Origin of the sequence: Collinsella sp. AM15-2 (genome assembly GCF_003471985.1) — a bacterium.
In the GTDB taxonomy this organism is placed as follows: domain Bacteria; phylum Actinomycetota; class Coriobacteriia; order Coriobacteriales; family Coriobacteriaceae; genus Collinsella.
In genome coordinates this window covers 102,991-117,134 of the sequence record NZ_QRKO01000001.1, presented here as the reverse complement: position 1 = coordinate 117,134, position 14,144 = coordinate 102,991, and the positions used below count along the sequence as shown (strand labels likewise).

Genomic DNA, 14,144 nt, shown 5'->3' with positions numbered 1-14,144 from the left:
ACAACCGGACGACCCCCTTTTTGGTATTTCTGCCATTTCTAACCCGTCCCTAAATGGCAGGTGGGGGAGTGTTGGGGGTTGTGGTACAGTACTGGAGTTTGAATTGTTCTATTAAGGAGCTTATCTATGGGTCCGTTCCAGATTCTTCTGTTTGTCGTTTGGGCTATCTCTGCCGTTGCGCTGACGATTCTCGTCCTGATGCACTCCGGTAAGGGTACCGGCGTTTCGGATATGATCGCTAGCTCGCTGTATAACTCCAGCTCTGCCACGGGCGTCATGGAGCAGAACCTCGATCGCCTGACGGTAATTATGGCCGTCGTTTTTGCTGTGTGTGTCGTTCTGTGCATGTTCTTCTTCCCGCAGGGCATCGTCGGCTACTAAGCATCGGCGTATATACGTTTGTAAAGGGTCCCGCATGTGCGGGGCCCTTTTTGTTTACAGACTTGTAATAGAATCAAAATATCCCCACATACTTCGCCTAACTAAAGAAATTCTCGACCGTTAACCGGAATTAGCGCCAAATTGTGCATAAAATGCGCTACTGTATTGCAAAACGTTGGCCCGCATTGCATAACCAGCCATAACGGCGGACCGCGTTTGAATGGTTCGAATGGGCTGTCTCGACGTTGCCCGGCCGAATTCACTTTGTCCTATCTCATAAGGAGGATGGCATGGCTGATTCTATGTTCCACCAGCCCGTTATGGGTCGTCGCGCCTTTGTTGGCGGCACCCTCGCTGCGAGCTCCATGGCTTTTCTTGCCGCGTGCGGCAAGAAGGGCGGCGACGCTTCCGGATCTGACTCCGGTTCGACGCTGAACTTCTACATCAACAACCCGGTCTGCATCGACCCCTACAACGTCCAGGAGGATCAGGGCACTCAGGTCGAGTACCAGCTCTTCGACGCTCTGACGGAGTACGACCCCGAGAAGGGCGAGATCGTTCCGCTGGCTTGCGAGTCCTTTGAGGCTAACGACGACGCCACCGAGTTCACCTTCAAGATCAAGAAGGCCAAGTTCCACAACGGTGACGACGTTACTTCCAAGTCCTTCAAGCTCGGTTGGGAGCGCCTGGTCAACACCAAGTCGGCCATCGCTACCGAGTATGGTCCTTCCGAGGTCTCCTACCACCTTTCCATGGTCGAGGGCTATGACGATCTGCTTGCCGGCAACGCTACCGAGCTCAGCGGTGTTACTTGCCCCGACGATGAGACCCTCGTCGTCAAGCTGTCTTCCGCTTACGCCGACTTCCCCTTCGTCGCCTCTCATCCGGCTCTGTCCCCGGTTCCCGAGTGCGCCGAGTCCGATGTCAAGAGCTTCTACCTTGCCCCGGTCGGTAACGGCCCGTTCATGATGGACGGCAAGTGGGAGGATGGTCAGGAGATCAACCTCAAGAAGTTTGACGATTACTATGGCGACAAGGCCAAGATCGACGCCATCCACTTCCAGGTCATCAAGGACATGGAGACCGCTTACAAGGAGTTCCAGGCCGGTAACCTCGATGTCTGCGACGTTCCCGTTGCTCAGATCGACGCCGCAAAGAAGGACCGTGGCGAGTCCAAGGACGGCTACACCATGGGTGACGGCGAGCATATGCTGCTCGGTGCCGAGCCTTCCACGTACTATCTGACCTGCAACACCACGGCCGAGCCGTTCAATAACGCCGACCTGCGCAGGGGCATCTCCCTGGCCATCAACCGTGAGGCCATCTGCAAGACCATCTTCAAGGGTACCCGTACCCCCGCCGACGGTATTGTTCCTCCGGGAATCGCCGGCTACAAGGAGGGCGCATGGGAGTTCTGCGCCTATGACGTCGACAAGGCTAACGAGTACCTCGACAAGGTCGCTCCCGCTGGCGCTAACGGCGATCGTGGCATTAATGTGACCCTTTCCTACAACCAGGACGGTGGTCACAAGGAGATCATGGAGTCCATCATCGGCGACCTCGCCAAGGTTGGCGTTACCGCCGTCTCCGATACTCCCGAGTGGTCTGCCCTGCTCGAGCAGTATCAGAACTTCAACTATCAGTTTGGTCGTCTGGGCTGGATCGCCGATTACCCGATCATGGACAACTTCCTGTACCCGCTGTTCCACTCCGACTCCCTCGGTGGCGACAACCGCTCTGGTTACAACAACCCCGAGTTCGACGCCAAGGTCGACGAGGCTCGTACCACGGTTGACGACGACGAGCGCATCGCCAAGATGCGGGAGGCCGACGCAATGGTCGCTGCCGACTGCCCGGTTATCCCGGTGATGTTCTACACGCACACCATCGCTGGCTCTGACCGCGTCAAGTACCTCTATGTTGATCCGCAGAAGCACGCCGATCTGGGTACCGCCGAGCTCGCCTAAGGGTTTTGCAGCTTCCGTGAGGGTCAAGCATTTACGTAGACCTCATGGGAAACATACAGTTCTCCCTAACCTGGGGTAAACTGGCTGATGGTAATTTTGGGATGCCGGTCTGGCGATCGGCATCCCATTTAGGTTAATCCCTAGATAGGGGAGTGGTATGGGTAAGTACATCGTTAAACGTGTGCTTCAGTTCATCCCGGTATTTTTGGGCGTTACGCTGATTCTGTTCGCCCTCCAGAATATCGTGCCGGGAGACCCGATCAAGCTGATCGGTGGAGACAAGGCTCTGTCCCCCGAGGTGGAGCTTCAGCTTCGCGTGCGCTATCACCTGGTCCAGGCGGATGAGGACGGCAACGCGATCCTTGACGAGAACGGCGATCCCGTTCAAACGTCGCTCGTGGACCGTTATTTGTATTACATGAACGGTCTGCTTCATGGCGATCTGGGCAATTCGTACCAGCGCAAGCTGCCGGTTACGGATATCTTTGCCCAGAAGTATCCGTATACGGTCAAACTTGCCGCGTGCGCTATCGTGCTCGAGGCAATCATGGGTATCGGTGCGGGTATTATTTCGGCGGTCAAGCGTTACTCCTTCTGGGATATTTTGGTAACGCTGACCACGTCGATTCTCGTTGCCGTCCCTGCTTTCTGGCTCGGTATGCTGCTGCAGCTGTTCTTCGGCGTCATCCTTAAGGATGCCACCGGCGGCGCATTCTCCATGCCGATCTCGGGTGCCGGCGGTGCCAGCTCCCAGTATCAGGATTGGATGCACTACGTGCTTCCGACCATCACGCTGGCTTCGGTTTCGACCGCCTATGCTGCCCGCATCATGCGTTCGCAGCTGCTCGACGTCATGAACCAGGATTACATCCGCACGGCAAAGGCAAAGGGTCTCTCCAATCGCGCGATCATCATCAAGCATGCGCTTAAGAATGCACTCATCCCCGTCGTTACCTATATTGGTGTCGACTTCGGCGGCATGCTTTCGGGCGCCATCCTGACCGAGACGGTCTTTAACTGGCCCGGCATCGGCTTCGAGGTCTACCGCGCCATTAGCATGCGCGACTGGCCCATCGTTATGGGCGGCGTTACGCTCATTGTTGTCGTCGTTATGGTGATCAACCTGCTCGTCGACATTAGCTATGCATTCCTCGACCCGCGCATCCGCCTCGGCGGTCCGTCGGATAAGGCCTAAGGGAGGTACGTCTCATGCAGGAAACTGATTCTCAGTCTCAGGAGCAGGCTACCGCCACCAAGGCCGCATCTGCTCCCGCCAAGTCCCGCACGCTGTGGGGCGACGCTTTTAAGCGTCTTCGTAAGAACAAGCTCGCCGTTATCGGTGTCTGCTGGATCATCATCGTTGTTGTGGTTGCCCTGACCGCCGATCTGTGGGCTCAGCCCTGGCTCGGCTCTCCTACGGCTTCCGACTCGACTACCATGGCCGAGACTTCGCTGCTGGCTCCGTGTGCCGAGCACCCGTTTGGCACCGACTCTCTTGGTCGTGACATTCTCGTCCGTGTTATCTACGGTGCACGCGTTTCGCTTTCCGTCGGTATTATGGCCACCGCCATCTCCACGGTGATCGGTCTGGTCATGGGCGCCCTCGCCGGTTTCTATGGTGGCATCTGGGATACGATCATCATGCGCTGTGCGGATATCTTCCTGGCGTTCCCGTACGTGCTGTTCGTTGTTGCCATGATTGCCGTTATCGGTCGTGGTCTTCAGAACGTCTTTATCGCCATCGGCATTCTCGGCTGGCCTTCGATTGCGCGCGTCTTCCGATCCGCGATCCTGACGGTCAAAGAGAACGACTATGTTGACGCCGCTCGCGCTATGGGTGCATCCGATGCCCGTATCGTTATGCGCCATATCTTCCCGAACTCCGTTGCTTCTATCGTGGTCTACGCGACCATGAACATTGGTGGCGCTATTCTGACCGAGTCCGCTCTGTCCTTCCTCGGCATGGGCGTTATCCCGCCCACGCCTTCGTGGGGCTCCATGATTCAGGACGGCCAGCAGTATCTTCTGACTGCTCCCTGGATGATGATCATGCCCGGTCTGGCAATTCTCTCGACGGTGCTCGCCTTCACCCTGCTGGGTGACGGTCTGCGCGACGCCCTCGACGTCAAGATGAAGGACGCATAAGGATGAAGAAGAACAAGAACTATGTGGACCTGAAGGACCAGCCGGTTCCCGAGGGCCAGCATCTGCTCGAGGTCGATGACCTTAAGATGTATTTCCACACCGAAGATGGCGTTGTTCGCGCTGTCGACGGTGTCTCCTACACGCTCGATCGCGGCGAGACCCTCGGTGTCGTCGGTGAGTCCGGCTCCGGTAAGTCCGTGACCGCCATGACCATCATGGGTCTTATCTCGATGCCTCCGGGAAAGATTGAGGGCGGCGACGTTCGCTATCGCGGCCGTTCTATCCTCGAAATGACCGAGGAAGAGATGCAGCACATTCGCGGTAACGACATCGCGATGATCTTCCAGGATCCTATGACCTCCTTGAACCCGGTCTATAAGATCGGCAAGCAGGTGGGCGAGGGCCTTCGCTTGCACCGTGGCTACTCCAAGCAGGAGGCGCTCAAGCGCGCCACCGAGCTCTTGGACCTCGTGGGTATTCCCGAGCCCGAGAAGCGCGTCAACGAGTATCCGCACCAGTTCTCCGGCGGTATGCGTCAGCGCGTCATGATCGCCATGGCTCTTGCCTGCGATCCCGATATTCTGATTGCCGACGAGCCCACGACTGCTCTGGACGTTACCATCCAGGCTCAGATTATTGAGCTCATGCAGGAAATGCAGGAGAAGAACGGCAACGCCATCATCATGATTACTCACGACCTGGGCGTTGTCGCCGACATGGCCGACAAGATCATGGTTATGTATGCCGGCCGTCCCGTCGAGTTCGGTACTGCTGACGAGATCTTCTATGAGAGCCGTCATCCCTATACTTGGGGTCTTATCCGTTCCATCCCGGAGCAGGCCATCGATGAGAAGAAGCCGCTTACGCCGATTCACGGCAATCCGCCCTCGCTCATGAACCTGCCCCAGGGCTGCGTCTTCTCCCCTCGTTGCCCCTATGCGACCGACAAGTGCCGCAAGCAGCGCCCCGAGCGCGTTGTCACCGAGTCTGGTCATTACTCTGCGTGCCACTACTCCGGTGACCCCGAGTTCCTCAAGAACGCTCCTGAGACGTCCCGTACGCGCAAGGATTCCAAGAAGGGAGGCGAGGCGTAATGGCAGATACCAACGAGCGTACTCCACTGCTGAAGGTCGAGCACCTCTCTAAGGAGTTTCCCGCTGAGTCCGGCATGTTCGCCAAGCGCTTCTCCAAGCGTGTCGTCTCTGCTGTGAATGACATTTCGTTCGAGATTTATCCGGGCGAGACCTTTGGCCTGGTCGGCGAGTCTGGTTGCGGTAAGTCCACCACGGGCCGCACCATCATGCGCCTGACCAAGCCGACGGCAGGCAAAGTGTTCTTCCAGGGCAAAGACGTTGCCGAGATGAGCAAGCACGAGATCAAGGATATGCGTCGCGAGATGCAGTTCATCTTCCAGGACCCCTATGCTTCGCTCAACCCTCGTATGACCATCGGCGAAATTGTTTCTGAGCCCATGACCATTCATGGCGTGGGTACAAAGGAAGAGCGTATCGAGCGCGTCCGCGAGCTGCTGGACGTCGTCGGTCTGAACCCCGAGCACATCAACCGCTATCCGCACGAGTTCTCGGGCGGCCAGCGCCAGCGTGTCGGCATTGCCCGCGCCTTTGCGCTCAAGCCCAAGCTGATTATCTGCGATGAGCCCGTCTCTGCGCTTGACGTATCCATTCAGGCCCAGGTTCTGAACCTTCTTAAGGAGCTCCAGGACAAGTTCGGTACGGCTTATCTCTTCATTGCTCACGACCTCTCTGTCGTGCAGCACATTTCTGATCGCGTTGCCGTTATGTATCTGGGCAAGATGGTCGAGGTTTCGGACTGGAAGACGCTCTACAGTGAGCCGCACCACCCGTACACGCAGTCGCTGCTGTCTGCCGTGCCGGTGCCCGATCCAGATATCCAGAAGACCCGCAAACGCATCATCCTCGCTGGCGACCCGCCGTCGCCGCTGGATCCGCCGACCGGCTGCCGTTTCCACACGCGCTGCCCGATCGCGCAGGGCATCTGCTCCGAGAAGCTTCCTGAGTTTAAGGAAGTCGCTCCGGGCCACTGCTGCGCGTGCCACTTCGCGGAGCCGTTCCCGATCAAGGAATCGCACATCGACCTGTAGCCGGTTGTTATCGTCCGGGCCCGCCTGGTGTTACTTTTCAGAACGTCCTCGGACATGTCGGAAGCCCCGCTGCGCGCTACGCGCTGCGGGGCTTCCTCCGTCCTGCGGAATGTTCTGAAAAGTAACACCAGGCGGGCCCTGCGTTAACGCGGCAGAGGGGAGTGAGATTCCTTGATCGCTCACTTAATCTAATAGGAAAGTTAGTGAGGCCGGAGCTTTGGCTCCGGCCTCCCCATATAAGGGCTCGGCTTTGCCGAGCCACCAAATTTGCATCAGCCCCCAGAACATGTTTAAGAATGGCGCCTGGAGTACGTGCCCCTAGGGCAGGAATGAGGTCGCTTTCCAACGCATTCCGCAGGGGGCGGCATTATTTTGTAGCGCGAAGCGCGGATCAAAATAATGCCGCATGCCCGAGGACGCGTTGGAAAGCGACCTCATTCCTGCCCGAACAGGTCGGTCTACCTGCGCATTTACAAATTCGTAAACTTTTTTCAAAAAAGTGCTTGCACAGTTCTCGAATCATAGGTTATTATCTTCCTCGTTGAACGCGCGGGTCGAACAAAACGAACTGCGAATCAGCAACATAGCATGTCGGAGTGGCGGAATTGGCAGACGCGCTAGCTTGAGGTGCTAGTGACCGCTTTTTGGTCATGCGGGTTCAAGTCCCGCCTCCGACACCATCGCAATTGAGAAGCCTCTTCGGAGGCTTTTTTGTTACCGATAGACGGTGGGGTCCACGATGGAAACGCTTGAACGCAACGAGTGGGCAGACGTTGCCCAACTAGTCGAGATCACGAGCGATGCTGTCATCATCTGCGAGCTCGACGGAACCATTCTGCATGTGAATAATCGCTTACTTGGTTTGATGTGCGAGGAGCGCGCCGACGTCATCGGTGGAGATGTTAAAGACGTCCTGTACTCGTCCGCTTTTGAACGTGCGACGGAACATCGTCTGCCATTTGAAACTGATGGCTCCGAGAACGAACTGATGCTCAAACTGAGTGACGGCTCTTTTATTCCCGTCTTGGTTCGTGCGGGCTCCGTAACGCCTCCACGCATCTTTGGGCGCCGCGCACCACGTGTCCTGGTGGCGCTTCACAGTATCGAGGAACAGTATTCTCACGACCGGCAACTCAAGCGTGCGTTATCGGAGCTTAGAGTGGCGAACAAGCGTCTCTCTGGCACGCTCTCGGTCATTATGAGCACTGTGGGCTCCGATGAGTTGCCCAGCCTGCTTGATACCGTTTTGAACCAGCTTGTAGGAACGCTCGATGCTTCGGGTGCCGCTATCTATTTTTCTGAGAGCGGCGGCTTTAAGCTTCGCGGTGTTTCCAAGGAGCTGCTCGACAGCTACCTGCCCGAGTTTTTGCCGTATGGCGCTGGCATTCCGACGTATGTTCTTCGCGAGTCGCGTGCCTGTCGCTTGTCGATTCAACAGGACCTTGAGGGCGATAAGGCCGCCTCCGGTATGTTCATGGACCTGGATAATCGTTCTAAGCACCTGTTGCGCATGCAAGATATGCCTCCGTACCGCAGTGAAATCTGTCTTCCCGTTTTTTACGGTACGCAGATCCTTGGCGTGCTGGAAGTTGGTTGGAAACGCCCCCAGGCACCGCTCGCCTATGACGTTAATGTGCTCGAGGTCATTTGCGATTACCTGTCTATCCAGCTGGTCGGCATGGCATCGAGCCTTCGCTCCCGTCGCACGGCCGAGCTTGGTCGTTCCCTCAATGTGCTGCGTGATGAGTTGTTTACCTTTCTAGACGATTCCGCCGCGGCTACCCAGGCGGTGTCGTCCGAGATCTGCAATATGCTCAACTGCCATTTTTGCCCTGTTGAGTATGACGCCAGTCTGGATTCCTACGTCATAGATTTTGAAGGCGGCAGTCGCGTTGCTTTGCCGGACGATCCCGAGAAGCTTTTCTTTTCCACGACGGCGCCAGCGGCACGTCTGGGGGCTGCCCCTGATGGCTTTGAGGCATCTGTTTTGGGCGGCACGAGTGCCGAGGACCTTAAACACGTCCGTATAACTCGCGTTGACGAATCGATGCCTATGGGAGGCTGGCTTAGAGCGCATGGCCTGCCTTGCCAGGGTCTCTACGTCGACGCCGGCATCGAGGCGGGGCGCCCACGCCCTGAGGGCGATGGCAAGCACAGTAACGACGCAATCGTTCCTGCTTCTGTTGCGAAGGGGCCGACGACGCGTGCGCTGCTGCTTCGTGATGGTAGCCAAGAGCCGATTGATGACCTTGAATATGACTACTTGGTGCACTTGGCTCATGACTTTGAACTGATCTACGAAGGCGAATCTCAAAAGCGTGAGGAGCGCCATATCGCTCAGACCCTCCAGATTGGCATGAGAAATTCACTGGGGGATGTTCCGGGAATCGCCGCCGATTCGGTGTACCTGTCGGCCACGAACTCGGCGTTGGTCGGCGGCGATTTCTATACGCTCATCCGTCTTCCCGACGATTGCGCCGTCATGATTCTGGGCGATGTGTCTGGCAAAGGCATTGAGGCTGCATCGATGTCCGCACTCGTCAAGACGGCCCTGACGGCATATGCCTGGGAGGGCGCTGGACCGGCCCGCATGGCACGCTCCCTTAACAGCATGCTTATGGGCTTTTCGAGGGTCGAGACGTTCGTGACGGCCTTTATCGCCAAGATTGACCTTAAAGCCGGACGCGCAACGTATTGTTCGGCGGGCCATCCTCCGACCATGGTCATCAGGCCAGAGTCGATGCCGCTGGGTGGCGGCGAGGCTCGTGGGGGAGAGGTCGAGCTGCTTGGATGCCAATCGGGGGTAATCGGTGCCTTTGAGAGCATGGTGTACGAGACAGGCGTGTTTACGTTCGCTCCTGGTGACATGCTATTTATGTACACCGACGGAACAATCGAAGCGCGTGACCGCTCGGGTGCTTTCTTTGGCGAGCAGCGCCTTCGCGACCTTCTGCTCTCTGTCTCGGGTGAGGGCGTGTCGGGCATTTGCGGCAAGGTCTTGGGCGAGCTTGACCGATTTACCGAATCGGCGCTGGACGATGACATTGCATTGGTGTCCCTTGAGTTTTTACGGGGTCGTTCATAGACGACGCTGGGCGGGCTGAATCCGTACGGTTGGGGAAACGAATGCATCGAGTGGGCTTTTTTGGGGAACCATGGTCGTATGAATGAGTGGAATGACATAGCGGTTTTGACGCCACCAGGCGATATCGACATCGCCACGGTGCCTGCGCTGCGTCGGCGGTTGGATGTTTCGATTGGCCGCGGCGTGCGTCGTGTCGTCATCAACTGTCAGGCTGTTAGCTTTATCGATTCGACGGGCCTGGCATTCCTGCTTACGCGCGCTCGTGAGCTCATGAGGCGAGAAGGCCTGCTTTCGCTCGTCAATGCATCAGGTGAAGTTGTTCGCTTTTTGGAGATTGCTCGTCTTGTCGATATCCTTCATGTCGCGGGGCCGGCACGGGAGTCTATTCCCGCCATTCCGGTGGGGGAGCTGCCTCGCTGGAGTAAGAGCGTCGAGGTCCGTCAGGGTATCGAGAATCTTCCATACTACCGACATCGCATCGCCGAACTCCTTGAATCGCTTCCGTTGCGCCGTGACGAGCGCTACGATGTCGCATTGGCGTCGGGGGAGGCGCTGGGTAATGCCTATGACCATGCGGGCGGTATCGGCTGCGTCCTGACGGTTCAGGCCTATAGCGATCGCGTTGTGGTTGAGGTGCTTGATCGAGGTGCCGGCTATTCTATCGATGAAACGAGCGAACCGGTCGCATCAGAGGAACGCGGCCGTGGTATCAAGCTTATGCGTATGCTCGTCGATAACGTGGAGGTTGCTCGTCGTACGGACGGCGCCGGCACGCGCGTGCAGATGGTGAAGCTGTTTAGCGGAGCGCTGGAATCGTGTGCCTAGCCAATCGCTTTAGCGCGTTTAGCTACTAAGAACATGCGGCAGACAAGTTTTTTGAAAAAAGTACTTGCGTCTTTTGGACAACTCGCGTAAATTAATAACCCGCAAGCGGACATGGCTCAGTTGGTAGAGCACAACCTTGCCAAGGTTGGGGTCGCGGGTTCGAGCCCCGTTGTCCGCTCCATTGCATTTCCGGACCGTTTAGGCGGTCCTTTTTCGGCGAAGTGGCCAAGTGGTAAGGCAGAGGCCTGCAAAGCCTTTACCCCCGGTTCGAATCCGGGCTTCGCCTCCAGGCAACATCCGGGCGCTCCGGCGCCCGTTTTGTTTTACATATGCGGACATGGCTCAGTTGGTAGAGCACAACCTTGCCAAGGTTGGGGTCGCGGGTTCGAGCCCCGTTGTCCGCTCCAAACGCAACAGCCCGACTACTACGGTAGCCGGGCTTTTTCGTACCCATCGTATGGGCTCGAACCCGAGAGGGAGCGAGCGTTAAGCAAACGCGGAGCGTTTGTAGCGAGCTGGCGAGGACGCCGACAGGCGACCGAAGCCGGTGCGTATCCGCGAAGCGGATACGCAGACGCCCCGTTGTCCGCTCCAACTATCTTACGCGGTTCTAACGAACCGCGTTTTTTGTTGACGCTGCGCGAGCCCCGGGCACCCCATCTTGCCCCTCAATCGTCGGTCGCGTACACGTACATAAAGTACGCTTCCCTCCTCTTTCGCGGCAACTTGGGGCACCCGGAGCCCGCTCGCTGTCGTGGCCGGAGGAGTGGGCCTTCCGTTCTTTTCACTAATCGATCGATTCGTCCCAGGAGACTCGAACCCGAGAGGGAGCGAGCGTTTGGGGCGTGGCTGTGGCGTTGTTTGCCGCGAATGTCCGCTTTGGGCGTATCATCGTGGGCATCTCGCATAACCTCGTTGCAAGGGAGATACGCCCCATGGCTACAGAAAAGTCTTCTTCGCGCTCATGGATGTCCGACGCCGCGATCTATCAGATCTACCCGCGCTCGTTTAAGGATTCGACTGGTTCGGGTCTGGGCGATATCGCGGGCATTACCCAGCAGATGGACTATCTTGAGCAGCTGGGCATCGAGGCTATCTGGCTGAGCCCGTTTTACCCATCGCCTCTTGTCGATGGCGGCTATGATGTGGCAGACTACTGCGATGTCGACCCACGTCTCGGCTCGCTTGATGACTTCGATGACATGATCGCTGCGGCTCATGCGCGCGACATCAAGGTCATCGTCGACATCGTGCCCAACCATTCATCTAACCAGCATCCTTGGTTCAAAGCCGCTCTTGCCGCCGGCCCCGGATCGCCCGAGCGCACCCGTTATATCTTCCGCGATGGTCGCGGCGAGCATGGCGAGCTGCCTCCCACCAATTGGAATGCCAACTTTGGCGGCCCCGCCTGGACGCGTGTCGCGGACGGTCAGTGGTATCTGCACATGTTTACGCCTGAGCAGCCGGACTTTGACTGGTCGTGCCCCGAGGTTCATGCGTTCTTTTGCGACGTCCTGGCGTTTTGGAGCGATCGAGGCGTCGATGGCTTTCGCATTGATGTGGCGCACGGTCTCGCCAAGGATCTCGACCGCGATGACCTCGACCGGTGGCATCTCGCCGAGGGCGATGACATGGTTGAGGACGGCACCCATCCGCTGTGGGACCGCAACGAGGTCCACGAGATCTATCGCGAGTGGCGCCGCGTGTTCGACCGCTATGATCCGCCACGCAGCGCCGTTGCCGAGGCGTGGGTGCTGCCCGATCGCCAGTATCTCTACGCGCGTCCCAGCGAGCTTGGCCAGACATTCAACTTTGAGTTTGCCAAGGCCACTTGGACCTATGATGACATGCACGCTGCAATCGAGGAGGGCTTGAAGGCAGCTATAGAATCCGATTCCGCCTCGACCTGGGTGCTCTCCAACCACGACGTGCCGCGCGTGGCGACGCGCTATGCCCTGCCGCAGATCAAGGCGACGCGCTACCACCAGATTGCGCTCGACTGGCTCTTACGCGACGGGTCGTCTTATGACGAGGAACGTGAACTCGGCGAGCGCCGCGCGCGGGCGGCCCTTTTGCTCGAGCTGGCGCTTCCGGGCTCGGCATACGTGTATCAGGGTGAGGAGCTCGGCCTTTTTGAGGCGGCTGACATTCCGTGGGCTGTACTCGAAGATCCTACTGCGACCAATACGCACGGACCGAAGCGCGAGAAGGGGCGCGACGGCTGCCGTGTGCCCCTGCCGTGGGTGGCGGCGGACGATCCCGCGCAGGGCGGATCGTTTGGGTTTTCACCGGCGGACGCCGATGCGGTGCCCCATCTGCCGCAGCCTGCATGGTTTTCCGATTACGCTGCCGATAGGGAAGAAGCGGACCCGACATCGATGCTTGCGCTCTATCGTGACGCCCTCTGGCTGCGGCGCAAGCTGCGCGGGTGCGCCAACGATCTTGCGTGGCTCGATCTTGACGGGCGCACCGGTCTTGCGGATGGCGCCGAGGGCGCTGAGGGCGGCGTCATCGCCTATCGCCGCGACAACGGCTGGGCGTGTGTGACGAACTTCGGTGCAGCACCCGTGGAGCTGCCGGCGGGCAGGGTCCTGCTCACCTCATCACCGCTCGCAGACGGCAGGCTCGTGCAGGACAGCTCTGCCTGGATCATGCTCGCTGAGTTGTAGGGGCCTCTTGCGGCGAGTTTGCGTTTGCCTGCGCCTTCCGTGGTGTCTGATGCCTTCATGAGGCTCGCGAGGGCGTCGCGAAACTTTTCAAAAAAAGTTCTTGCATAGGATGCGGGCATCACGTAAGATTAATCCTCGTAAGCGGACATGGCTCAGTTGGTAGAGCACAACCTTGCCAAGGTTGGGGTCGCGGGTTCGAGCCCCGTTGTCCGCTCCATTTGGGCGTTTAGCTCAGGGGGAGAGCGCTTCCCTGACACGGAAGAGGTCAGAAGTTCAAATCTTCTAACGCCCACCAAATGTTCGCAGCTCAGAGGCTTAGCCTCTGAGCTGTTTTGTTTTGGTCGCCAAATACGTCACCAAATTTCGAGTTTTTGATCTTCCGGGATGCTTCTCAGCAGTCATCCGAGGAAACTCTCATCTTCTCCGTTTGCATACACATATCTTTCAAGGATTCGTGCCGCGGTTGCATGAGGCTCGGCAAGGCACGACCACAACATGTTGGTCAAGCATAATCTTTTGGATTCTTTTGGCGTGAGCGGCTTGGTTTTGGTAGGATTTGTCAGCGGCTTGACTAAGGGGGTTTTATAACTGCCATGCAGGTAGCCGTGTTGGTAACGTTTTACCGACTTGTCAAATACCCCTCATTTTTAATGCGTCTGCAAAATGACCAATTGCTTTGACCTGCTGAAACACTATATGTTGTGTTTGACCTAAAAAAAGAATACAGGATATAGATGCCTCTTTGTCGTATGATAGATGGCGGACAGAGAACGAAGACCTTAACTGCCTCTTTTGAACGTGTCCTTGAACCGTTTGATCGGCTCCTGGGAATGTCCGCATGGAGGCTTATGGTTTATCGAAAACACAGATTGCGCGACGGCGCCGCAAGGCAGGGGCAGGCCCTGCCGGGCATCGTTTGGCTCTGAAGCGCAATGAGGCTACGACGCGAA

General features: G+C 57.6%; 9 protein-coding genes and 6 tRNA genes. All 15 read left to right on the top strand.

Annotated elements, in window-relative coordinates:
* The first annotated feature begins 126 nt into the window (after positions 1-126).
* A complete protein-coding gene (secG, locus tag DW171_RS00565; protein ID WP_117776111.1) occupies positions 127-381 on the top strand; it encodes a preprotein translocase subunit SecG in 255 nt (84 codons plus the stop codon).
* A gap of 290 nt (positions 382-671) precedes the next feature.
* Positions 672-2,348: an ABC transporter substrate-binding protein gene (locus tag DW171_RS00560; RefSeq protein ID WP_118270156.1), complete on the top strand. Its 1,677-nt coding sequence runs from the start codon at positions 672-674 to the stop codon at positions 2,346-2,348.
* Between the two features lie 157 nt (positions 2,349-2,505).
* A complete protein-coding gene (locus tag DW171_RS00555) occupies positions 2,506-3,543 on the top strand; it encodes an ABC transporter permease (RefSeq protein ID WP_118270155.1) in 1,038 nt (345 codons plus the stop codon).
* Positions 3,544-3,557: 14 nt separating this feature from the next.
* On the top strand, positions 3,558-4,493 hold the full coding sequence (locus tag DW171_RS00550; protein ID WP_118270154.1) for an ABC transporter permease: 936 nt from the start codon (positions 3,558-3,560) through the stop codon (positions 4,491-4,493).
* A gap of 2 nt (positions 4,494-4,495) precedes the next feature.
* A complete protein-coding gene (locus DW171_RS00545; protein ID WP_118270153.1) occupies positions 4,496-5,587 on the top strand; it encodes an ABC transporter ATP-binding protein in 1,092 nt (363 codons plus the stop codon).
* A complete protein-coding gene (locus tag DW171_RS00540; RefSeq protein ID WP_022094888.1) occupies positions 5,587-6,615 on the top strand; it encodes an ABC transporter ATP-binding protein in 1,029 nt (342 codons plus the stop codon). Before DW171_RS00545 ends, DW171_RS00540 begins: the two co-directional genes overlap by 1 nt.
* Positions 6,616-7,205: 590 nt before the next feature.
* Positions 7,206-7,295, top strand: a tRNA-Leu gene (locus DW171_RS00535).
* A gap of 59 nt (positions 7,296-7,354) precedes the next feature.
* Positions 7,355-9,700, top strand: a complete 2,346-nt coding sequence (locus tag DW171_RS00530) for a GAF domain-containing SpoIIE family protein phosphatase (RefSeq protein ID WP_118270152.1) — start codon at positions 7,355-7,357, stop codon at positions 9,698-9,700.
* 78 nt (positions 9,701-9,778) lie between these two features.
* On the top strand, positions 9,779-10,525 hold the full coding sequence (locus DW171_RS00525) for an anti-sigma factor antagonist (protein ID WP_118270151.1): 747 nt from the start codon (positions 9,779-9,781) through the stop codon (positions 10,523-10,525).
* Positions 10,526-10,630: 105 nt separating this feature from the next.
* A tRNA-Gly gene (locus DW171_RS00520) sits at positions 10,631-10,706 on the top strand.
* A gap of 34 nt (positions 10,707-10,740) precedes the next feature.
* Positions 10,741-10,814 (top strand) — tRNA-Cys (locus DW171_RS00515).
* A 42-nt stretch (positions 10,815-10,856) separates the two neighbouring features.
* Positions 10,857-10,932, top strand: a tRNA-Gly gene (locus DW171_RS00510).
* Between the two features lie 528 nt (positions 10,933-11,460).
* Positions 11,461-13,194: a glycoside hydrolase family 13 protein gene (locus DW171_RS00505; RefSeq protein ID WP_233539058.1), complete on the top strand. Its 1,734-nt coding sequence runs from the start codon at positions 11,461-11,463 to the stop codon at positions 13,192-13,194.
* Positions 13,195-13,335: 141 nt separating this feature from the next.
* A tRNA-Gly gene (locus DW171_RS00500) sits at positions 13,336-13,411 on the top strand.
* Positions 13,412-13,414: 3 nt separating this feature from the next.
* Positions 13,415-13,489: transfer RNA gene (locus tag DW171_RS00495), tRNA-Val, on the top strand.
* Positions 13,490-14,144 lie beyond the last annotated feature (655 nt).